The organism is Streptosporangium minutum (assembly GCF_002149035.1).
GTDB classification, from domain to species: Bacteria; Actinomycetota; Actinomycetes; order Streptosporangiales; family Streptosporangiaceae; genus Streptosporangium; species Streptosporangium minutum.
The window spans coordinates 17,074-36,307 of sequence record NZ_NGFP01000066.1; the positions used below are offsets into that span (position 1 = coordinate 17,074).

The 19,234-nt window shown below is 68.0% G+C and carries 25 protein-coding genes and 1 tRNA gene; 13 read left to right on the plus strand and 13 right to left on the minus strand.

Annotated features, from left to right (window positions below; translation table 11 throughout):
* Positions 1-60 precede the first annotated feature (60 nt).
* The 5 genes from CA984_RS46215 (at position 61) to CA984_RS16465 (ending at position 4,321) form a co-directional block, all read left to right on the plus strand.
* Positions 61-399, plus strand: coding sequence for a hypothetical protein (locus tag CA984_RS46215; RefSeq protein WP_165781278.1), 339 nt, complete (start codon positions 61-63; stop codon positions 397-399).
* Complete coding sequence (locus CA984_RS16450) at positions 396-1,601, plus strand: DUF2637 domain-containing protein (RefSeq protein WP_086573105.1); 1,206 nt, start codon at positions 396-398, stop codon at positions 1,599-1,601. The genes CA984_RS46215 and CA984_RS16450 overlap by 4 nt, the downstream gene beginning before the upstream one ends.
* 85 nt (positions 1,602-1,686) lie before the next feature.
* A complete protein-coding gene (locus tag CA984_RS16455; protein ID WP_086573107.1) occupies positions 1,687-1,911 on the plus strand; it encodes a hypothetical protein in 225 nt (74 codons plus the stop codon).
* Positions 1,908-2,294, plus strand: a complete 387-nt coding sequence (locus tag CA984_RS16460) for a hypothetical protein (protein WP_086573110.1) — start codon at positions 1,908-1,910, stop codon at positions 2,292-2,294. Before CA984_RS16455 ends, CA984_RS16460 begins: the two co-directional genes overlap by 4 nt.
* Positions 2,294-4,321: a hypothetical protein gene (locus tag CA984_RS16465; protein ID WP_086573113.1), complete on the plus strand. Its 2,028-nt coding sequence runs from the start codon at positions 2,294-2,296 to the stop codon at positions 4,319-4,321. Before CA984_RS16460 ends, CA984_RS16465 begins: the two co-directional genes overlap by 1 nt.
* A gap of 221 nt (positions 4,322-4,542) precedes the next feature.
* On the opposite strand, the gene CA984_RS16470 is transcribed toward CA984_RS16465, so the two are convergent.
* Positions 4,543-4,794, minus strand: a complete 252-nt coding sequence (locus CA984_RS16470; RefSeq protein WP_086573116.1) for a GntR family transcriptional regulator — start codon at positions 4,792-4,794, stop codon at positions 4,543-4,545.
* 173 nt (positions 4,795-4,967) lie between these two features.
* Here CA984_RS16470 and CA984_RS46220 point away from each other — a divergent pair, with 173 nt between their 5' ends.
* Together CA984_RS46220 and CA984_RS46225 are read left to right on the plus strand one after the other, a co-directional pair.
* Positions 4,968-5,135, plus strand: a complete 168-nt coding sequence (locus CA984_RS46220) for a hypothetical protein (protein WP_165781279.1) — start codon at positions 4,968-4,970, stop codon at positions 5,133-5,135.
* The gene (locus tag CA984_RS46225) at positions 5,132-5,275 is read left to right on the plus strand and encodes a hypothetical protein (RefSeq protein ID WP_165781280.1); all 144 of its coding nucleotides are present in this window, start codon (positions 5,132-5,134) and stop codon (positions 5,273-5,275) included. The genes CA984_RS46220 and CA984_RS46225 overlap by 4 nt, the downstream gene beginning before the upstream one ends.
* Before the next feature lie 253 nt (positions 5,276-5,528).
* Here the strand turns inward: CA984_RS46225 and CA984_RS16480 are convergent, their stop codons facing one another.
* The 8 genes from CA984_RS16480 to CA984_RS16510 form a co-directional block, all read right to left on the minus strand.
* Complete coding sequence (locus tag CA984_RS16480; RefSeq protein WP_086573122.1) at positions 5,529-5,840, minus strand: hypothetical protein; 312 nt, start codon at positions 5,838-5,840, stop codon at positions 5,529-5,531.
* Positions 5,830-6,207 (minus strand): hypothetical protein, encoded by a 378-nt coding sequence (locus CA984_RS16485; RefSeq protein ID WP_086573124.1) that lies wholly within the window; start codon positions 6,205-6,207, stop codon positions 5,830-5,832. The genes CA984_RS16480 and CA984_RS16485 overlap by 11 nt, the downstream gene beginning before the upstream one ends.
* A 123-nt stretch (positions 6,208-6,330) precedes the next feature.
* The gene (locus CA984_RS45495; protein WP_133061686.1) at positions 6,331-6,540 is read right to left on the minus strand and encodes a hypothetical protein; all 210 of its coding nucleotides are present in this window, start codon (positions 6,538-6,540) and stop codon (positions 6,331-6,333) included.
* A 111-nt stretch (positions 6,541-6,651) separates the two neighbouring features.
* Positions 6,652-7,305 (minus strand): hypothetical protein, encoded by a 654-nt coding sequence (locus tag CA984_RS16490; protein ID WP_086573127.1) that lies wholly within the window; start codon positions 7,303-7,305, stop codon positions 6,652-6,654.
* On the minus strand, positions 7,274-7,750 hold the full coding sequence (locus CA984_RS49455) for a helix-turn-helix domain-containing protein (protein ID WP_479725534.1): 477 nt from the start codon (positions 7,748-7,750) through the stop codon (positions 7,274-7,276). Before CA984_RS49455 ends, CA984_RS16490 begins: the two co-directional genes overlap by 32 nt.
* Positions 7,642-9,066: an AAA family ATPase gene (locus CA984_RS16495; protein WP_086573130.1), complete on the minus strand. Its 1,425-nt coding sequence runs from the start codon at positions 9,064-9,066 to the stop codon at positions 7,642-7,644. Before CA984_RS16495 ends, CA984_RS49455 begins: the two co-directional genes overlap by 109 nt.
* Complete coding sequence (locus CA984_RS16500) at positions 9,063-9,839, minus strand: bifunctional DNA primase/polymerase (protein WP_086573133.1); 777 nt, start codon at positions 9,837-9,839, stop codon at positions 9,063-9,065. The genes CA984_RS16495 and CA984_RS16500 overlap by 4 nt, the downstream gene beginning before the upstream one ends.
* A 346-nt stretch (positions 9,840-10,185) precedes the next feature.
* On the minus strand, positions 10,186-10,398 hold the full coding sequence (locus CA984_RS16510; RefSeq protein ID WP_086573138.1) for a helix-turn-helix transcriptional regulator: 213 nt from the start codon (positions 10,396-10,398) through the stop codon (positions 10,186-10,188).
* Positions 10,399-10,482: 84 nt separating this feature from the next.
* Here CA984_RS16510 and CA984_RS44700 point away from each other — a divergent pair, with 84 nt between their 5' ends.
* Positions 10,483-11,001, plus strand: a complete 519-nt coding sequence (locus CA984_RS44700) for a helix-turn-helix transcriptional regulator (protein WP_133061687.1) — start codon at positions 10,483-10,485, stop codon at positions 10,999-11,001.
* A gap of 74 nt (positions 11,002-11,075) precedes the next feature.
* Entirely contained in the window at positions 11,076-12,380 is a 1,305-nt protein-coding gene (locus CA984_RS16515) for a tyrosine-type recombinase/integrase (RefSeq protein WP_086573141.1), read from the plus strand.
* Positions 12,381-12,460: 80 nt separating this feature from the next.
* Here the strand turns inward: CA984_RS16515 and CA984_RS16520 are convergent.
* Both CA984_RS16520 and CA984_RS16525 read right to left on the minus strand, forming a co-directional pair.
* Positions 12,461-12,549, minus strand: a tRNA-Ser gene (locus CA984_RS16520).
* Positions 12,550-12,669: 120 nt separating this feature from the next.
* Positions 12,670-15,318: a nucleotide-binding protein gene (locus CA984_RS16525; RefSeq protein WP_242675989.1), complete on the minus strand. Its 2,649-nt coding sequence runs from the start codon at positions 15,316-15,318 to the stop codon at positions 12,670-12,672.
* 115 nt (positions 15,319-15,433) lie between these two features.
* Here CA984_RS16525 and CA984_RS16530 point away from each other — a divergent pair, with 115 nt between their 5' ends.
* On the plus strand, positions 15,434-16,390 hold the full coding sequence (locus CA984_RS16530; protein ID WP_086573143.1) for an NAD(P)H-quinone oxidoreductase: 957 nt from the start codon (positions 15,434-15,436) through the stop codon (positions 16,388-16,390).
* 5 nt (positions 16,391-16,395) lie between these two features.
* Positions 16,396-16,905, plus strand: a complete 510-nt coding sequence (locus CA984_RS16535; RefSeq protein WP_086573149.1) for a bacterial proteasome activator family protein — start codon at positions 16,396-16,398, stop codon at positions 16,903-16,905.
* Positions 16,906-16,918: 13 nt separating this feature from the next.
* On the opposite strand, the gene CA984_RS16540 is transcribed toward CA984_RS16535, so the two are convergent.
* A complete protein-coding gene (locus tag CA984_RS16540) occupies positions 16,919-17,716 on the minus strand; it encodes an HAD family hydrolase (RefSeq protein ID WP_086573152.1) in 798 nt (265 codons plus the stop codon).
* 238 nt (positions 17,717-17,954) lie between these two features.
* Between CA984_RS16540 and CA984_RS16545 the strand changes: the two genes are divergently transcribed.
* Complete coding sequence (locus tag CA984_RS16545; RefSeq protein ID WP_012886943.1) at positions 17,955-18,158, plus strand: cold-shock protein; 204 nt, start codon at positions 17,955-17,957, stop codon at positions 18,156-18,158.
* Between the two features lie 256 nt (positions 18,159-18,414).
* On the opposite strand, the gene CA984_RS47920 is transcribed toward CA984_RS16545, so the two are convergent.
* Positions 18,415-18,552 carry an FAD-dependent monooxygenase gene (locus CA984_RS47920; RefSeq protein WP_207620897.1) on the minus strand — a complete coding sequence of 46 codons (138 nt, stop codon included), beginning with the start codon at positions 18,550-18,552 and terminating at the stop codon, positions 18,415-18,417.
* 41 nt (positions 18,553-18,593) lie between these two features.
* Here CA984_RS47920 and CA984_RS16550 point away from each other — a divergent pair.
* On the plus strand, positions 18,594-19,234 hold a 641-nt coding region (locus CA984_RS16550), incomplete at its 3' end, for a hypothetical protein (RefSeq protein ID WP_207620898.1).

Here is a 19,234-nt window from a genome sequence, read left to right on the forward strand (position 1 = left end):
GGTGTCTCACCACCGGCCGTGGCCTCGACCCCATCCCCTGCACACACAGGAGACAGAACCGTGTCTGAGAACGTACAGCTTCCCTTGCCGTGCCCGCCATGGTGCGCGGTCGAGCACGCCGACGCCGGCCCGGACCGCACCCACACCGCCGGCCTTGGTCCGTTCGGCGGTCCGGGTCAGGTCGTCATCTGCTACGTGCAGGCCGACGAGAACGGTACCCGCTACCCGGTGCTGGGCCGCCTGTCCTACTACGTCGGCGGACAGCGGATGGTCCGCGACCTCGACCCGACCGACGCCTACGACTGGGGCCATGTCATCGCCGGCCTCGACATCCGGTCGTTCACCGAGTTCGCCGAGGCGCTCGGTACGGCCGCCCGGGTCCTGGACGGTGGCCTGTGAACGCCCGCCGCGACTGGACCGTGATCGGGTGCGTTGCCCTGGTCGCCCTCGCCACCGTGACCGCGTCCTTCACCGCACAGTCCGGCCTCGGCGAGCTCGCTGGGTGGACCACCGTGTTCCACGTGTTCGGCGTCGAGGTGTCGATGTCGTGGCTGCTGCCGATCACGGTGGACGCCTACGGGATCGCCGCGACCCGCATCGCGACCGACAAGAGCAAGTACTCGGCCGAGGTGCGCGGGCACGCGTTCGGCCACGCGCTCGCCGCGGTGGTCGTCTCCGTCCTGGGCAACGCCATGTTCCATCTCCTCGAAGCTGAGGTGATCGTCCTGGGTGGCGCGTCCTGGGTGCTGGTGGTCGCGGTGTCGGTGGTGCCGCCGATCGCCCTGGGCGGGTTGGCGCACCTGCTCGGCGTCGCCGCCCGGGACGAAGTCGAGGTGCCCATGTCCGAGGGTGTCACCGCTGACACTCTCGAAAGGGTCGAGGTCACCGTCCCGGACTTCCTTGTGAATCACAAGGAGGTCCAGTCGGGTACGGCTGACGTCGGTTCCCCAATTGGGGAACCGATCGACGTACCCGCCGTACCCGCGCTCTCACCTGCTCCGATGCCGGTTCTCACACCCGCACCTGATGAGCTGTTCCCGGTCGCCGCAGCCAGGTACGCCGCCGAGATTGCCGAGGGGCAGGCGCCCGCGGTGAGCCGCCTGAAGCGGGACCTGAAGATCGGGCAGCCGCGCGCCGTGAAGATCAAGGCATACCTCGACTCCCTCGCCGAGGCGAAGCCCGGCCCGGTGCTGCGAGGACAGGACGTCGTCGAGGACAGGACGTCGGTCCCCGCTGCTCCCTCGCGGAAGATCAGCAAGGAGGAAGAAGCGCGGAATGCTCTGGCTTTCGCCACCGAGTTCACGAAGGACAACCTGCCGAGCGAAGCCGACCTGGACGCGGCCGGACTCACCGAGCTCGGCAAGGCCGTCTTCCGCAAGGCGTGGAACATGCCCGTCCCGAAGCAGTCGGCCGAGGACAGCGAGCAGCCGTGGGAAGGCCCCTGGGGCGACGAGCCGACCGATGAGGAGCTGACCGCGGGCATGACGCCTGCCGAGGTCTTCGCCGGACCTCCGATCAAGGTCCTTCGGCAGCAGTGGCGGGAACGTGAGTGGCGGAACCGCACCGCCGCCATGAACGGCCACAGCCCCGCCTCGACCTGACCCCTCCCTGAAACCAGGTCCGCCCCCGGATCAACCGTCGAAAGCAGGTCCAGGGGCGGGTCTCCCCAATGAAGGAGAGAGATCCATGATTCACCATGTCCCCCGCCCGAGCATCTGGGCGGGTATCTGGGCGGTGATCCGCCTGTTCCTCACCGCGCTCGATGACCTGGTGGCCGCGCTCGCCGGCGCCCGCCCGCTCCGCTACGACGCCCGCGATTCCGCCCGGGTGATCGGCGACGCCTACCGCACCGGCAAACACCACGTCGCCGACGCCGACGTGATCGACGACGACGAGGAGGACGAGCGATGACCGCCGACCGTCCCGGCCGTAGCCGGATCCCCGAGCTGAGCAACATCCCGTGGGGTGGTCCGCGGGCCGTCACCGACTACGCCAAGGTCGGGCGGGCGCTGTGCCGGGACCTTCACGGGGAGTTCCTCATCGGCGCCGACGAGCTGTACGCGGTGCTGATCCGCAGCTTCAAGGGGCACCCGGTGCTCGCGCTGATGGGCGCCCCTGACGTACGGCTGCGCGCCCGCCGCGTCGTCAAGCGGCTCAAGCGGGCCGCGGAGCTGCAGAAGGGCGCCGGGGTCGAGCTGGTGAAGTTCCACCAGCAGTTCCGCAAGGAGTTCATCGACCAGTTGCCCGCGATCAAGGACAAGAAGAAGCCCGTCTTCAACTGGGACGACAACTGATGGCCACCCGTAGCAAGGAGCTCGCGACCGTCGACCCCGAGTCGTCGATGGACAAAGTCGTCGCCAAGGGCGTGTCCAAGCTCGTCACCCTGTCCGGCCCGTGGGTGGTCGGCATCCTGGCGTTCGGCGTCGGGACGGCCTTCCACGCAATCCTCGCCTCCGATGACCCGCAGGTGGTCGCGTGGACGGCGTTCCTGCTGTCCACCGCCGTGCTGGTGCTGACCGGCGTCACCTACGGCCAGTCGCACGCCCGCGGGGTGTGGGGGCGCATCCACACCACCGCCACAACGCTGCTGTCCGGGCTGTGGGTGACCGCGGCCACGATCAACGGCTCGACCACCGTCGTCACCGGCCGCCTGGTGCTCATCGGCGGATTCACCATGGCGTTGACGTGGAACATCCGGACCATCATCCGGCTGAAGGGGTGGGACGCGCCCGGCGCGATGTCCGATCCACTGGCGCTGCTGTTCGGCCAGGGCGCCGAGCGGGCCGGCCTCGCGATCGAGGCGCGCACCACCGCAGCGACCGCACACAAGGTCGAGGGCGCCGTCCAGTTGGAGCAGGGACGGCAGACCGCCGAGGACCTGCAACGGAAGGTCCCCTACATCGAGTCCGGGATTGGGTTGCCGCCCGGGTCGATCACCACGAGCCTCGACCCCGACGACGCCAGCCGCGCCAAGGTGACGATCAGCGACCCGCGGGTGATGACGCGGCCCATCCCCTGGCCGGGCCCGTCCCGGCCAGGTGCGAGCGTCGCCGAACCGTTCCGCTTGGCCCTGTGGCAGGACCTCGACGAACTGCGGTACGTCATCATCGGCCACCACCTGCAGATGATGGGCATGACCGGCGCGGGCAAGGGCTTCGGCGGCGCCTGGAACTACCTCGCCGAGTTCGTCACCCGGTTCGACGGCGCGGTGTTCGCTGGCGACATCACCAAGGGACGGCAGACCCTCGGACCGCTGGAGGAGTCCCTGCACAGGTTCGAGACCACCCCGGCGGGTGTGAAGGCGATGCTGTCGGAGCTGCAGAAGCAGGTGAAGCCACGCACCGACTACCTGGCCGGCAAGGGGCTGGCGAAGTGGAAGCCGGGCTGTGGGCTCACCTACTGGCTGATCTGGCTGGAGGAGTTCCCCGACATCTTCGACTGCCTGTCCGACAAGGAACAAGAGCAGTTCTTGTCCATGCTCAAGGCGATCCGGTCCGCAGGCGGGACGATCGTCATGAGCCTGCAGCGGTCGGACTATACGCAGATGCCCACGCTGGCGCGCGGCCAGCTCGCGAAGATGTGCTTCGGCGTGGAGAACAGCGCTGATGCCTCGTTCGGCTTGTCAGAGCGGCAACAGGACGCCGGAGCGCGCCCGGAGCTGTGGACCAACGCTCAGCCCGGTATGGCCTACCTGGACGCGCCATCCATTCCGGATGGGCGGATCGCAATGCCGATGCGGACCTACGCGTGGGGCATCGACGCCGCCGGCGAGTTCGACGACGAGCTCGCCAACGCAGCGATGAGAGAGCACGCCGCACGGTGGCCGGCGGCAGACAAGCGGGTCGACGAGACCACTGCGGCGCTGTCCCGGCTAGCAGGGGGCGCCAAGCCGCTCGGGGTGGCCGCCGCTCTGTTGGAGCGGCCCGCCGACCTCGACGACGACCCCGACGACGATGATGAGGAGGTGCGCAACGTGGCGAGTGAGTACCTGAGCACCGACGACCCCGACCCCGAGGTTCAGGCCGGCCTCGACGACCCGATCGACGACGACCCCGACGACCCCGAATGGGAGTTCACCCCGCCCGCGGTGACGATGACGCCGCAGGAGCGCGGAGCGGCCCTCATGAAGCACCTGAAAGGGCTGTGGGACGGTGGCGCCCGCGACTTCGCCACACGCGACCTCAGGCCGCTGTGGGAGTCCACCGACATGTCCAGGGCGTGGGCACAGAAGCAACTCAAGAGGCTGATCGAGGCCGACGTGATCGGCTACGACGACGACGCGCAGCGATACCTGATGTCGGAGCGACCCAACGTCGACTGAGCCCGCGGTGAGCCCGTCAGCCTGACGGGCTCACGGCTGCGCGTGGGCTGCGCGCGCACAAGTTTTGATCTTGCTGCCACGGGTGCCACACCCGGGCGCCACGCCCCCGCCACGGGGGTGCCATGAAGGGGTGCCACGATGCGTGGCACCCCTTCTGACCTGTAACACCCTCCCGCGTGACACCCCCAGCCCCTCCGTGAGGTGCCACACTGCCGGCGCCCCTACTCGGCCGGCCAGTGCTCCCGATCGTTGACGTAGGTGCCGCGGCCCTGAACCGTCACCGTCCACCCCTGCTCGCCGAGGATGCGCATCGCGTGGCGGACCGTGCCGCGGGCGATGCCGTGCGCCTGCTGCAGCTGCGTCTCGCTCGGCAACACCTGGCGGGGTTCGTACTCGCCGGCCTTGATCTGGTCGGCGATGATCCGCGCGAGCTGCTCGAAGAACGGCCGCTTGTCGAGGTGGTCAATCGTCACGTGGAAAACGTTACGGACAGGCTTAACGACCTGCGCATACGGTCCGTATTACACAGGCTGTACGAGCTGTACGAGTAGGACGTACAGTCCTTCCTAGGTCGCACAACGTAACGGGCCGCCCCGACGCTGAGAACGTCGTGACGGCCCTTGATCGGACGATGGAGGTCCGACCCATGGCCCACGATAAGACCGGCGACACTGCCGAGACCATCCCGCAAGAGACTCCCCCGGTCCGCTACTGGCCAGACGGAACCCAGGTCACGCTAGAAGTCGAGGCCGCACTCGATCGGATCGTGGCGACCGTCAAGCGGGTCCAGGCCAACCACCGCGACTCCGGATGACCGCGCGAGAGCTGGCAATCATCCTCGCTCGCCGCTGGCAGCTCACCCGCGAGGACCTGAACCATGCGGCCGACGCCCTCGGCGTGGCCCGGGTGACCGATGAGGAGTGGGCCGAGATCTGCGCCGGCGGCCCTTCATGAGCTGGCGCGGCGGCACACCACACCTTCCCCGTGTCGTCGCGCCTGAAGATTCCCGGCCGCATGCGCGCTCCCTGGTCGTTACCCCGGGGACGGCCGGGCCAGTGGCCCCGTCTCGTGAAGGGCGAGACGGGGCCACCGTCATTTCTGCAGTTTCTACAGGACCTCTACGCGCGCACGTGTAAGGGCGTCACGAAAGTCACGAAACCCCTCCCGCGCGCATACGTAAGAGGCTCTTAAAACTCTCAAAACTCCCCTACCCGCACTGGTGAGCCCAGTGGCCACCGTCGCGGAGATCGCACCAACGCCGACCCGAGTGATACAGGCCGCCCTCGCTCAACCAGGCATCCAACGGAGTAGACGCCCCCGACTTCCCCACCTCAGCCAGCAGCGGCGGCGCCGGCATGTCCAACTCCTCCGCCAGCTCGACCAGGCGCCCATACGACCCGCACGCCACCCCCTCCAGGTCCGGCGACAGCATCGAGGCGTACATGGCCAGCGTCGTCACCTCGTACGCCTCCTCCAGCAGCTCCCGCCGGTCATCGACGTCGACCCACTTACGCGCCACGCGACCACCTTGCCCGCGACGCCTTCCGGGCGTTCTCCGACACCGTCATGCCATCGCCACCACGGCCACCCGCCGCATCCGGCAAAGCCAGCGACGACGCCAACCCGCGCAACGCAAGACGCTGCTGACGAACCTCGGCGAACAACCGGTTCGGAACCAGCCCCTGAGACGGGCTCATCACCATCGTGGGCGCGCTCTCCAGCTCCGTAGCCAGGCGCTCCAACGTGTCGAGGGTCCGGCAGAACTCCCGGACGACGTGAACCTCGTCGGTACGGAAGTCGTACTCGACCGTCAACCGGTTCCACGCCTCCAGCCCACGCTCCGCCAGGCCCGCCGGCGGCGGCAGCGGCTCTCTGATCGACTTCACGACGGCCTCATTCCTGCCTTTGGAACTTCGTCATGCACAGTGACAGGTGAGCGCTATACCGTACCGGGCGACCTTCCGAATTGATCTTCGGGTACCCCCCCACCCTGGGGACGTTTATGCAGGTCACGGCGCTGCTTGTCGTGCGGAGAGCTGTACGCGCTGCCATTCCTCGAATGTGTCGCGCCAGATGCCGGTGCTGTGTGACCACTGGTCTTGTGCTCGTCTCCAGTGTTCGCGCTTGACGAGTAGGTCAATGCTGAGGCGGTGGCTTGGCTGTCGGCCAGGCCAGTCCTCGGCGTTGAAGATGAGCAGCTTCTTAGGGATGTCGATCACGTTGTCTCCAAGTGTGTGATGGCCCCGACCCGACCCGACACGTGCGAGCCGGGGCCATGACGGCACCGCTGCTGCCCGGGTAGGAGGAGACCACTGGCAGCGGTGCCGGGCTTAGCGGCTTACTGACTCCTGCTCCCGCATTCGGGTGAGCATGTCGAGGCGCATCTGTTCGCGGCGCTGCGCCTGCTCGGGGCTTTCCTGGCGGGGCCGGCGCTTAGCAACCAAGGTGATGTTGGGGGCGAGAAAGCCGTTGCTCTTGCCCGTGTCGCCGAGAGCTGAGGCGATAGCGTCGGCGCACGTGGCGCCTGGCGCGCTGTAGGTGATGACCTGGTCGTTGACGATGATGCGGTCACCGAGACCCATTCCGGCTTCGCGCCGGCTGATACCGGCCGTGGGTTCACCGCCGATGGGGACGCCTTCTCTGGCGAGTGCGCCGTAGGCCTTGTTGAAGGCGTCTTTGCGGCGTTCGGAGCGTCTGACGATGTTGGCGACTGCGTCTCTGAGGGCGTTGAAGTCGGCTTGCTCCTGGTCGTCTTCGTAGGCTGCGATGAGATTCGCGCCGATGCCGCGGATACGGGCGAGCTGGTCGGTTGCGGCCTGCTCGGCGGCGAGGATCTCGGCGGCCTGCTCGCGGAGCTTCTCGTGATCGGCGGCCTGTGTCGCGTGGCCGAGTTCTTCGGCGGTGACGGTTTCGTCGCCGGAGAGGATGCGCGCCTTGAGGTCGTCGAGGGTCTCAGTCGCGGTCTTCATCTTTGCCGTGCCCATCGGTCTCCTTGGTCCTGATTACTACCCAGGCACGGTTTCGCTTGTGGGCGCCGGGCATCTGGCCTGTCTTGCAGAGGTGGCGAACCCATCGGGGCGAACAGCCCATCCGGGATGCCACTTCTTTTGTGCTCAGTACAACGATTTCAGGCGGCCCAGATTTACTTCCGTCGGCGGAAGGGGGCGCGAAGATCTGCCGGCAGACGTCGAGGACTTCGGGAGGGAGCGAAATCCCGCGGCTCTTGTCTCGGTGGGCGTGGTTGATGACCCATGCCTCGAAGGCGGAGAGGGCTCGCAGGGTGACCCGCGAGCCCCTGTCGTAGTGCTGGTCAGTCACGGTTATTCGCCGGTCTTCTTCTTGCTGGCGCGGTTGGCGTTCTGCCGACAGTTCTTCGAGCAGTACGCGGCCTGACGTACCGGGGTGAACGCCTTCTCGCACCACCCGCATTTGGGCTTGACGGTCCGGGTGCGCTTGATCGGGACGACGTCGGCAACTAGCTCGGGTGAGTCGTCAATCGGCTCGGGATCGGGGGCAAGGGTGCCAGGGTGCCAAAGTTCCATGACACGGTCCTGGTTGGCACCCTGGCAGTCTTCCGAGGTCACAGCGTCGGGCGTGGCACCCTTGCCCTCACTATCCGACTCAGTGGCACCCTTGCCCTCAGGTTCCGGCGCGGGAAGGTTCGCGCTCTGCTCGGGCAGCGAGAGCCACCATTCGCCCTTGCCGTCCTTGCCGGTGGGGAACTTCTTGGCGACAACGGCCAGGCCCTTGCGGGCACGGTTCAGGGTTCGCTCGGAGATGCTGTGAACCTGCTTGGCCTCTTCCTGGATGTCTGTGGTCTTGGACCACGCCCCATCGAGAGCGTCCTTCAGGAAGTCGACAGCATCGAGCTTGTCCTGAGTCCGGTCTCCGTCGCTGCTGCTACTGGCAAGGATCTGCTCGACCGACCGGGGCGCTTCGCCACCGAAGACGAACTTGCCGACCTCGGCGTAACCGCCGGCCGTGGTCTGAACCTTGGTCGACTCAATGCTGTAGGCCAGTGACGGTAGATCGGTCCGGCCGAGGGAGTTCTTGGTCTGGGTCATGACCCGTGACCCGTCTTCGGGGTCGACGGCGAAGCCGAAGATGGCACGAGGCACGTTCTTGAACGCTCCTGAGCCTGTGATCAGTGAGCTGGCGTCGGTGCCGGCGGCCTTGCCGAAGTGGGCGATGCCGAGCATGACGCAGCCGGTCCGGTCGGCCATGCGGGCGAGCGGGTCGAGGACGGTCCGCACGGATCGCTCCTTGTGGGTGTCCACAGAGGAACCGATGGTGGATATGAGCGGGTCGAGGACAACCAGCTTCACGCCGTACTCGGTAATGGATTCTTCGAGGAGGTCGAAGTCGTAGGGCAGGTTGATCGTGCTGATCTCGTCTTCGCTGACTTCCACGTCGAGGCGCCACACGCGATCGAGGTCCGCCCCGGCCGCCTTGAGCCGTCCGGCGATGGTGTGTTCCCAGCTGTCCTCTACCGCGACGTAGATCACGTCGTACGGCGTGCCGAGCAGCGAGCCGGGCAGAGTGCCCGTGGTGACTCCGGCGGACATCCAGATACCGAAGCTCGACTTGCCCGTGCCTTCCCGACCGGCGGCGACGACCTGAGAGCCAGCGGGGATGCGACCCGCGCCGTTGTCCTCCCACATCCACGTAACCGGCTTGATCTCGATGTCCGACGCCCGGGTGAGCTTGCGCCTACGCGTAAACGGCTCCGGCGGGTAGTCGCTCACGCGCTCCTCCGTGCGGTGCGGAAGGCGTCGGCCGCCGTGCGGTGCGCCTCCCGCTCGTCGAGGCCCTGCGCGCTGATCACGCGAACCAGCTCGTCAAGGTCGGATTCAGTGGCGCCGTTCTCTACGGCTCGACAGCATGCCCAGAACAGTCCGCGGTTGCGGTTGCCCTTGGTCTGGGTGGCGAGCCATGCGGCGAGACCGGGGATGCCGGTGCCGGTGGTGGGTCGGCGGGGCGCCGTGGTGATGGGCCGGGGCGGGTTAAGAAACTGCTTGACCGCTCCCCAGTTGAGTTGGTCCCGCGCTTCCGGACGTTCGCTGATCAGCTCATACGGCTGCCCATCGACGATCGACGGCGGGACCAGGACGTAACCGCCCGCGGCCTTGAAGTCGATGAAGTGCTTAGGCAGCGACCCGCACGCCTGTGAGGTGCCCGGGTAGTAGGCGTGCAGCCCACCCGAGGGGGTGCGGACCACGGCCAGGGGGACGGGCAGGACATCGGCGCGCTTGAGCCGGTTGAACGCCTCCCACCCGGTGCCGGCGGGCTTCACGTCCACGTCGAACGCGTCGACAGTGGGGTGACCGGTGGGGACACCGACGTTCGCGTTCGGGTAGGCCGTCCACCACCGCGTAACCAACTCAATGTCGGTGGTCGCCCCGTGGAAACCGTTCGGGACGAGCTCGCCGAGCGGCTTCTTACCGCCCGGAATGCAGGGGAACACCGGCCAGCCCCGGCCCACGAGGGCCAGGGCGCCGACGAGCATGTGATTGGTCACGCCGCCCTCCGTCCGCGCTTGACGGCGGGCTTGCGGAGAGCGAGCTCGTACCGAGCGCCACACCGCGCCTTCCGGAAGACCAGTACAGGCGCCGGGTACTTGATCCGGTGGCTGTGCCAGCACGAGCAGCCGGGGCACGTCTCGTCAGGGACGATGAGCGCCTGACTCATGCCGTACGCGGGCGGGTAGATCGTCGCGGCGAGGACAATCGGAACCTGGCCCGGGACGTGACGAGCACGCCTCTTGCGCGCTACGGTGTAGGCAGCGTTGTTGGCGTTGTAGGGCGCCGAATTGAGGGTCGAGTCCTGGCAGGGGCTCGACCCTTCGGCGTTGTTGGGGGGCTTCATTAGGCGGCGCCCCCGTACTCCTGTGCCGCCCTCTCCTGCTCCCAACGAAGCAGCTCAGACTCCTGATACAGAACCTTGCGTCCGATCTTTACGCCTCGAGGGCCGATCCCGATGTGACGCCAGTAGCGGACAGTCGACGGCGCAGTGCGGTAACGAACAGCGACTTCATCTGTCGTAAGCCTGCGGTCCTCGTGCTGGACCTGGGGGGACATTCAGCCTCCATGGAAGTTTCGGCATGACGTAATGCCATAGCTTCCACCCCTGGTCAACGGTTGTCAACCCGTGCCATCACTGTCATGCTGCACCTAACAACAGAGAGGGTGGACATGAAGATCGAAGAGGTCATCGGGGAGAACGTGCTCAGAGTCCGTGAAGGCCTTGGCCTATCCCAGGCTCAACTGGGAGACGCGATTGCTGACTACCTCGGCAGACCGTGGAGCCGACAAGCCGTCTCCAGCGCGGAAAAGGGGCGCCGGGCATTTACCGCAGCCGAGTTGCTCGTCTTGGCTGAGATTCTCAAGACGACTGTGTATCGGCTGATGACTCCACCTATCTCTGTCGCAGACATCGAGATGCCCGCGCAAGGCGTCACAGTGAAGGCGAAGAAGGTGACACAGCTGACTCTTCCTTCGAACACCACTGCTGAAGCGTTCGAAGAGGCCGGTGGCGAGCTTGACCAGCTCGGACACATCCTTGAACAGATAGCTGAGCTCGGACTATCCGGTCGAAAAGCACTCGGTCGCGCCCATGGACATCTCGCGAATGCTTCCTGGTCCATGGCCGCCAGGATCGAGGAAACGGGAGATGCCTCTTGAGAGCTTCCTACTCCAAGCGCTGTGGATGTAAGGATCCCGAGACAGACAAGCCGCTCGATTCCCGCTGCCCGCAGTTGAAGAATCGGCGACACGGAACACACGGCTTCTCAACGCGCCTCGACACCACCGAGCGCCGGGGACGGCAGCTCAAGCGGTTCGGCTTCGCCACGCAGACCGCGGCCGAGAAGGCGTTCGGCCATGTCGAGGATCTAGTGAAGCTGGCCCGGGATGACGACGTGATGCGGCGGCGGATCGGCGACCTCATTTTCGAGGTGAAGCACGGCCAGGAACTGCCCGACGTCGAGACCATGCGGCGCAAGGTAAAACTCGGCGTGGACCTGGCGGCGTCGGCCGGCACAGTGGCCGAGTTGCTGGAGGACTGGTATGCCTCCAAGCGCGCAAAGAAGGAGTCGACTCGGCGGGGTTGGCGTCAGCACCTCGACCACTACCTGCTCCCCCAGCTCGGCGTGATTCCCCGCGACCGCCTGCGCGCCGCGCACATCGACGGCCTGTTCGACACGATCGAGGAGTGGAACGCGGAGATCCTCACGGCCGGGGCGGAGAAGCGCCCGCCGCACCTGCCCGGGGACGTGCGTGCGCGGCACAAAGTCACAGGGGTCGCGACGCAGCATCGGGTGTTCGCCACCCTGCGCAACGCCTACAATTGGGCGGTCAAGCGGCGCATGGTCGAGTTCAACCCGTGCCTCGGCGTCGAGCTACCGCCCGAGGAGCGCGACCCGGCGCGGGTATGGGCACCCGAGCAGGTCGGCACGTTCCTCCAGGCCGCAGAGACGGATCCGCTCGGCCTGCTGTACCGCATCGTGCTGCTGCGTGGTCTACGCCGCGGCGAGGCGTGCGGGCTGCGGTGGACTGACCTCGACCTGGAGACCGGGCACGCGAGGATCGTGCAGACCATCCTGCAGTTGGGCGGGCGGATCGTCGTCGACACCCCGAAGTCGCGGGCCGGTCAGCGGGTCATCTCCCTCGACGCGGAGACGGTGCGGCTGCTCAAGGCTCACCAGAGGAAGCAGCGGCGGGCGAGGATGGCGGGCGAGGAGTACGAGGATCACGATCTCGTCTTCCCGCGGGCGGATGGCCGGCCTCTACCTCCGGACCGGGTCACCGAGGGCTTCAAGGCGGTCGCGCGGACGGCCGGTCTGCCAGTGATCAAGTTGCACGAGGCGCGGCACACGGCGGCGACCCTCGGCCTGGAGGCGGGGCTGGACGTGAAGGTGGTCTCGGTGCAGCTGGGGCACTCGACGACGACCATCACCCGGGATCTCTACCAGCACGTCCGACGGGCCGTCCTGGACGATGCGGCGGAGAAGGTGGTGGCGCTCATCCCCGACTGGAAGGGCCCGAAAGAGGCAAGATCATGACGGGGTGTTCCCATTTTGTTCCCATCGGAGCGGTCCGGTGATCTTCACCGGACCCGGCTTCCGACGTTTCCCCTGGTGAGCGGAGAGCGTGGGATTCGAACCCACGAGGAGCCGCAAAGCCCCTAGCGGTTTTCAAGACCGCCGCCATCGTCCACTAGGCGAGCTCTCCTGGCGACACGCTCCGAAGAACGTGTCAGATTGCACCTTAGCCTCTCACCGCCCGAGGCGTGCACGGGACTCGGCAGGCGCCCCGTCTCCGTCCGGAGACGGGGCGCCTGCCGTACCGGATTCAGAGTTGCGTGGCGGCGAAGCCGTCACCCACCGAGGCCGCCAGGCGGAGGTAGGACTCGCGGGTGGTGGACTGCAGCCTCTCCAGGTCGATCTCCGCGCCCTCTTCGAGATGGGGGTCGTAGGGGATGCGGATCACGGCACGGCATCGGGCCGCGAAGTGGGCCTCCAGGCGGTCGAGGTCCACGGTGGACTTCGAACGGGGGCGGACGCTGCACAGCACCACCGTGGCGGAGCGGACCAGCTCCTCGTAGTGGTGGGCCTCCAGCCAGTCCAGGGTGGCCGAGGCTGCACGAGCGCCGTCCACGGACGGGGAGCTGACCAGGACGAGCTGGTCGGCCAGGCCGAGAACGCCGGACATGGCCGAGTGGAGCAGGCCGGTGCCGCAGTCGGTAATACAGATCGAGTAGAAGTTCTCCAGGACCTGGGCCACCGACTGGTAGTCGGATGAGCTGAAGGCCTCCGACACCGACGGGTCACGGTCGGAGGCGAGGATCTCCAGGCGGGACGGGGCCTGCGAGGTGAAGGCCCGGATGTCGACATAGCGCTTGATCTGCTGGCGCTCGTTGAGCAGGTCGCGGACGGTGGCGGAGGTTTCGAGTTCGAGCTTGTCCGACAGGGTGCCGCGGTCGGGGTTGGCGTCGACCGCGATGACCCGGTCACCGCGGACCTGGGCGAGGGTGGCGCCGAGGCCGACCGTGGTGGTGGTCTTTCCGACACCGCCCTTGAGGCTCAGCACGGCGACCCGATGGTGACCCGTGGCGACGGGTGTGCGGGCACGGGCGACCAGTTCGCGGCGGCGGCGGACCTCGGGGGACTCACCAGGCTTGATCAAACCTGCTGAGGCCTTGTAGATCAGCTTGCGCCAGCCGCCGGCGGGCCCGTTGCGGCGGCCCCTGAGCAGCGATTCGGGATCGAGGCTGTCGGCCGACGGCCTGGGCACGCCCGGCACCTGCTGACGGGAGGGAGCGCTGAAGGCGGGCGGAGGGACCGACTGACGGCGGCGTGCCTGGTACGGCTCCCGCGCCGGCTCGGCCGTCTCCCTGCCCGATGCGGAAGACGTGTCCCGGTCCGAGGTGAAGGGCCGGTCCCGCTCGGGTGTGAAGGCCGCCTCCCGCTCGGACGCGAAAGCCGTGTCCCGGCCGGACGCCGGGGACGTGTCCCGGTCCGAGCCGAAGGGCCTGTCCCGATCGGGCGCGAAGGCGGTGCCACGGTCCGAGCCGAAGGGCTTGTCCCGATCGGGCGCGAAGGCGGTGCCACGGTCCGAGGCCGGAGGCTGGTCCCGGCCGGGCGTGGAGGCCGTCTCCCCCTCGGGTGCGAAGGCCGTCTCCCTGGCCGACGGGGAAGGCGTGTCCCGGTCCGAGCCGAAGGGCCTGTCCCAGTCACGTGCGAAGCCCGGGAATCCGGAGGAGTCCGAGCCGAACGTGCCGGGGGCCCGTTCCGGCGGCGTGGCCTGGTCCGGGCGGTCGGCGCCGAAGGACTCCGGCACCCGGAACGGCTCGGCGGCCTCGGGATCGGAGCGTTCCGGAGCCGGCCGGAGGAAATCGCCGCCGGTGAACGGCTCGGCCTTGAAAGCCGGCCGGTCACGGTCCTGCTCGACGCCGACCTTGAAAGCCGGCCGGTCACGGTCCTGCTCGACGCCGGCCTTGATGACCGGCCAGTCGCGGTCCTGCTCGACGCCGACCTTGAAGGTCGGCCGGTCGCGGTCCTGCTCGACGCCGGTAGAGGCGGACCGGTCATCGTGCGACTCGGCGCCGGAGGGGGAATCACCCTGCTCGGAGCCGGAAGCGGGCCGGTCGTCGCGCTGCTCCACACCGCCGGAGCGGGAATCGTCTCGATCGGCGCCACCGGAGCCGGACCGGTCGTCGCGCTGCTCGGCGCCGCCGGAGGCGGACGCGTCAGGGTCGGAGCCGGCGTCCGGCAGCGCGAACCGGTCACGGTCGGCACCGCCGAAGGCGAACGCGTCACGCCCGGCCCCGGCGTTCGGCAGCGTGAAACCGTCGCGGTCGGAGCCTGTGCCGCCGAAGGCGAACCCCTCGGGTTCCGGGGCCGGAGGCTTGAACGGTTCGAGGGTGGGACCGGCGGGCTCGGCGGTGCGGAACGTGAAGGACTCCACCGGCTCCCCGGCGCGGCGGGGCTGCTCGAACAGGCCGCGGGACGGCTCCTGCCGCGACTCGGTCTCGGCGTGCGGCGCGCGGACCTCGGGACCGGTGAACTCGCCCGTGCTGTGACCGCCGCCCTCGCCCTGCTCCTGGCGGGGCAGGGGCTTGAGAGGGGCCAGGAATCCGTCGTTGTCCTGGCTCGGGGGCGCCGTGACGGAGGGCAGGGTGAAGGCTCTCACCGTGTCGCCCGCCTCCATCCAGTCGGCCGCGTCGGCTTCCTCAGCCGGCGGGTCCGTCATGGTCACGGGTGCGCCCGCGGGGTCGTACGCCGAGTCGACGGCCGTGCGGAACAGCGGCGACGAGGCCACGTCGGGCTCCGACGGCACCGAACTCCACGGGTCCTTCGGGTATGGCGAGATCGCGGCGTCGTCCACCGCGTCCATCGCGGTGCTCTTCACCGCGACGGGAGGCACCTCGTCCTGCTCCTTGATAGCGTCGAGCCAGGCGAGCTGCTCCTCGAGAGACTCCTCACGATCGTGTCTCGCCACCGTGTTCCCCCTCGGGATGGGCATAAAAGGGCAGCAAACACATAGCAGGTTAACGCCCTGTGTTCTCGTCAATGCGGGCAACCACCAAGTTGAGCCCACCGGATACTTTGGTCACATGCACGCCATCGTGATCGATAAACCTGGTGGACCTGAAGTGCTGACCTGGCGGGAGGTCCCCGAACCCCGCCCCGGACCGGGCGACGTCCTCATCGACGTGGCCGCCTCGGCGGTCAACCGCGCCGATGTGATGCAGAGGCAGGGGCTGTACGACCCGCCCCCGGGCGCCCCGCCGTACCCGGGGCTGGAGTGCTCCGGCGTGGTCGCCGAGGTGGGCTCGGACGTCGAGGACTTCAAGCCGGGCGACCGGGTGTGCGCGCTGCTCGCCGGAGGCGGCTACGCGGAACGGGTCTCGGTGCCCTGGCAGCAGGTCATGCGCGTGCCCGGGGGCGTGGACCTGGTCGAGGCGGCCGCTCTGCCCGAGGTGGCGTGCACGGTCTGGTCCAACGTGTTCATGACCGCGCGCCTGAGGAAGGGCGAGACGCTTCTCGTTCACGGTGGTGCCAGCGGGATCGGCACGCTGGCCGTACAGCTCGCCAAGGCGTTCGGCTCGCGCGTGGTCGTCACTGCCGGGTCCGCCGAGAAGATCGCCCGCTGTGTGGAGCTCGGCGCCGACGAGGGGATCAACTACCGCGAGGAGGACTTCGCGGAGAGGGTCCGGGCCGATGTGATCCTCGACATCGTCGGCGGGAGATACCTGCCCGGGAACGTGAAGGCCCTCAAGACCGGCGGCCGGCTGGTCGTGATCGGGATGCAGGGCGGCTCGAAGGGCGAACTGGACCTGGGTGCTCTCCTCGTCAAACGGGCCTCCGTGCACGGCACCACGCTACGCTCGCGCCCGGTCGACGAGAAGGGGGTCATCGTGCGCGGTGTCGTCGAAAACGTCTGGCCCCTGGTCGAGGCGGGGGCGATCCGGCCGGTGATCCACGCCCGGGTGCCGCTGAGCGAGGCCGCCGAGGCTCACAAGTTCCTGGAGGCCGGGGACCACATCGGGAAAATCCTGCTAGTAAGTTGAGTGCTATGAACGCTGAGGAGAGCACTCCGCACATAGTGGTCATGGGCCCCCAGGGGGTCCAGACCGAGGAGGACGGCGAGGGACGGTCGATCACCGAGTTGGTCGAGCAGCCCGCCAAGGTGATGCGGATCGGCAGCATGATCCGCCAGCTCCTCGAAGAGGTCCGGGCGGCCCCGCTGGACGAGGCCAGCCGCAAGCGACTCAAGGAGATCCACCAGAGCTCCATCAAGGAGCTCGAAGACGGTCTGGCGCCCGAGCTGGTCGACGAGCTGGAGCGCCTGTCGCTGCCGTTCACCGAGGACGACAACGGCACCCCGCCGAGCGAGGCGGAGCTCCGGGTCGCCCACGCGCAGCTGGTCGGCTGGCTTGAGGGCCTGTTCCACGGGATACAGACCACGCTCTTCGCCCAGCAGATGGCGGCCCGCGCCCAGCTGGAGAACATGCGCAAGGCACTGCCCAGCGGCATCTCCCTCCCGCAGGAGGGCCACCAGGGCAGCTCGGGCCCCTACCTGTAGAGGTCCTCAAGAATCACCTGTAGAGGTCCTCAAGGATCCTGGCGACCCCGTCGTCGTTGTTGGCCGCGGTCACGTGATCGACCGCGGCCAGCACCTCGGCGTGGGCGTTGGCGACCGCGTAGGAAGTGCCCGCCCACCGCAGCATCGGCAGGTCGTTGGGCATGTCTCCGAAGGCGATCACGTCGGCGGACTTGATCTCGTGTCCCTCTGCGAGCGCCGCCAGCGCCGAGGCCTTCGTCACACCGTGGGCGCTCATCTCGATCAGGGCGCGGCCGCTGGAGTGGGTGGGCGTGACCAGGTCGCCGACCAGCTCGCAGACCGTCTCCTGAAGGGCGTCGGGGTCCATCCGGGGATGCAGGGCCAGAAGTTTGGCGCACGGCCGTGAGGTGAGCGTGGATGTCCCGACGCGGAGCCCGGCGACCGCCTTGCCGTCCCAACGGCCGAGACGGAAGTCCGATTCATGGGCGAATCCACCTTCGTATTCCACCGAGAACGCCAGCTCGGGCACCTTTTCGCGGAGCCGTCTCACGACCTGTTCAAGCACATCTGCGGCGATGAGGTGGGATTTGACGATCTGCTCGGTGTGCAGGTCGTAGACAAGGGCGCCGTTGGCGCATATGGCCAGCCCTCTATGACGTACGGCTCCCGCGACCGTGTGCATCCACCGGGGCGGCCTGCCGGTCACGAAGACCAGCGTGGCCCCGGCTCTCTCCACACGGGCGAAAGCGGCGGCGGTACGGGGGGAGACGGTTCCGTCCGAGCGCAGAGCGGTGCCGTCGAGGTCGGTGGCGACGAGCCGGGGGCTTCCCATAACAGGTTCCAGTCTGCACTGTGATCCCCGGGGCGCCAGCCCCGGGGATCCGTCTACGAGGAATCTTCCTCATGGCGGGAACACGAGTGCGCCGGATAGTGTTAGATGTGATGGCGTTGTATTAGCTGAATCCCGTTGTGAAAACCAGTTTGACTGAACCACCCCGGGGCTTGCTGTACGACACATGGGGTTCACGAGGTGTGAATCCCAAAGTTTCAAATCCTGAGGGAGAGCTTTAATGGCTCAGGGAACCGTCAAGTGGTTCAACGCTGAAAAGGGCTTCGGCTTCATCGCACCGGACGGCGGTGCACCGGATGTGTTCGTGCACTTCTCCGAGATCCAGGGCAATGGCTACCGTAGCCTCGAAGACGGCCAGCGGGTCGAATTCGAGATCACGCAGGGCCAGAAGGGCCCGCAGGCCTCGCAGGTCCGCGCCGTCTGACGCATAGACCTCTGGTTAGCGAGGGAGGCGGGGTTCGCTTGACGCGAACCCCGCCTTCTTCGTTCTCCGGCAGACCCCCCTTTCCCGACAGACAACCCCATTTCGGACGCAGGCGGCGGTTCACGGTGACCGGCCGGGCCGCGCGCCCGGCGAAGGCGGAGGCGACGATCCGTTCCGCGACGGGGCGGCGGCCGCACCGCACGCCTCCAGAGCGCCCTGATCGCCCCTCAGGGCGGCGAGGGGGCCTCGGCGGGGTTCAAGGGCCGGTATCCATTCCCTGGCCGCCTGCGGGGCTGTGAACGTGTGCCGCGTCGCCCGCCCCTACCACCCGTCCCGCGCCATACTCGCGGGGTGACCGACACCCGTCACGGCACAGCCTGATCACAGAATCCATGCCGTCCGAACCATGCCCCGCCACGATGCATCTATCGCGACATGAGGCATCCGTACGGCTCTGCCCTGGCCAGGATCGGCCATCCGCCCATCCCTGCCGGACCCGTCCACCCACCCGCCCTGGCCTGGCTCGGTCACCCCGTGACCGTGGTCGCCACCATCGTGCTGCTGATCAACGACCACGTGCTCAAGGCCCTGTGGCCCGGCCTGGTCACCGGCAAACTGAGCGACGTCGCAGGCCTGCTCGTGGCCCCACCCCTGCTCGCGCTCGTCCGCGTGCCCGCCCTCGGCGCGACGATCGCCACGGGAACCGGCTTCGTCCTGGTCAAGACCACGGCGACGGGCGCGGCCCTCGCCTCCCAGGCCTGGACCCTGTTCGCGGGCCCCTCCCGGATGCTGGCCGACCCGACCGACCTGGTCGCCCTGCCCGCGCTGGGCCTCGCATGGCTGGTCTCGCGCCGCTGCCGGGCCGATCACGCCGTACGGCGGGCCCGCACGCTGATCATCGTCCCCGTCGCGCTGATCGCGGTGACCGCCACCTCCCAGGTGCCTCCTCCCCCCTCGGCCTCGTCGATCTCGGTCGACGGCGACGCGATCACCGTCTTCCCCGACCACGGTCTCCCTTGGGAGAAGGCCGTCTCGCGGGACGGCGGCCGGACGTGGAGCGTGTCGCCTGCCCCCAC

What these genes read in the sequence shown, in the direction of transcription:
- CA984_RS16455 (WP_086573107.1), top strand. Translation starts at nt 1,687, where the DNA reads ATGATTCACCATGTCCCCCGCCCGAGCATCTGGGCGGGTATCTGGGCG.
- CA984_RS16460 (WP_086573110.1), top strand. Translation starts at nt 1,908, where the DNA reads ATGACCGCCGACCGTCCCGGCCGTAGCCGGATCCCCGAGCTGAGCAAC.
- CA984_RS16465 (WP_086573113.1), top strand. Translation starts at nt 2,294, where the DNA reads ATGGCCACCCGTAGCAAGGAGCTCGCGACCGTCGACCCCGAGTCGTCG.
- CA984_RS46220 (WP_165781279.1), top strand. Translation starts at nt 4,968, where the DNA reads ATGGCCCACGATAAGACCGGCGACACTGCCGAGACCATCCCGCAAGAG.
- CA984_RS46225 (WP_165781280.1), top strand. Translation starts at nt 5,132, where the DNA reads ATGACCGCGCGAGAGCTGGCAATCATCCTCGCTCGCCGCTGGCAGCTC.
- CA984_RS16490 (WP_086573127.1), bottom strand. Translation starts at nt 7,305, where the DNA reads ATGGGCACGGCAAAGATGAAGACCGCGACTGAGACCCTCGACGACCTC.
- CA984_RS49455 (WP_479725534.1), bottom strand. Translation starts at nt 7,750, where the DNA reads ATGCGGGTGGTGCGAGAAGGCGTTCACCCCGGTACGTCAGGCCGCGTA.
- CA984_RS16510 (WP_086573138.1), bottom strand. Translation starts at nt 10,398, where the DNA reads ATGTCCCCCCAGGTCCAGCACGAGGACCGCAGGCTTACGACAGATGAA.
- CA984_RS44700 (WP_133061687.1), top strand. Translation starts at nt 10,483, where the DNA reads ATGCTGCACCTAACAACAGAGAGGGTGGACATGAAGATCGAAGAGGTC.
- CA984_RS16530 (WP_086573143.1), top strand. Translation starts at nt 15,434, where the DNA reads ATGCACGCCATCGTGATCGATAAACCTGGTGGACCTGAAGTGCTGACC.
- CA984_RS16535 (WP_086573149.1), top strand. Translation starts at nt 16,396, where the DNA reads ATGAACGCTGAGGAGAGCACTCCGCACATAGTGGTCATGGGCCCCCAG.
- CA984_RS16540 (WP_086573152.1), bottom strand. Translation starts at nt 17,716, where the DNA reads ATGGGAAGCCCCCGGCTCGTCGCCACCGACCTCGACGGCACCGCTCTG.
- CA984_RS16545 (WP_012886943.1), top strand. Translation starts at nt 17,955, where the DNA reads ATGGCTCAGGGAACCGTCAAGTGGTTCAACGCTGAAAAGGGCTTCGGC.
- CA984_RS47920 (WP_207620897.1), bottom strand. Translation starts at nt 18,552, where the DNA reads ATGGATTCTGTGATCAGGCTGTGCCGTGACGGGTGTCGGTCACCCCGC.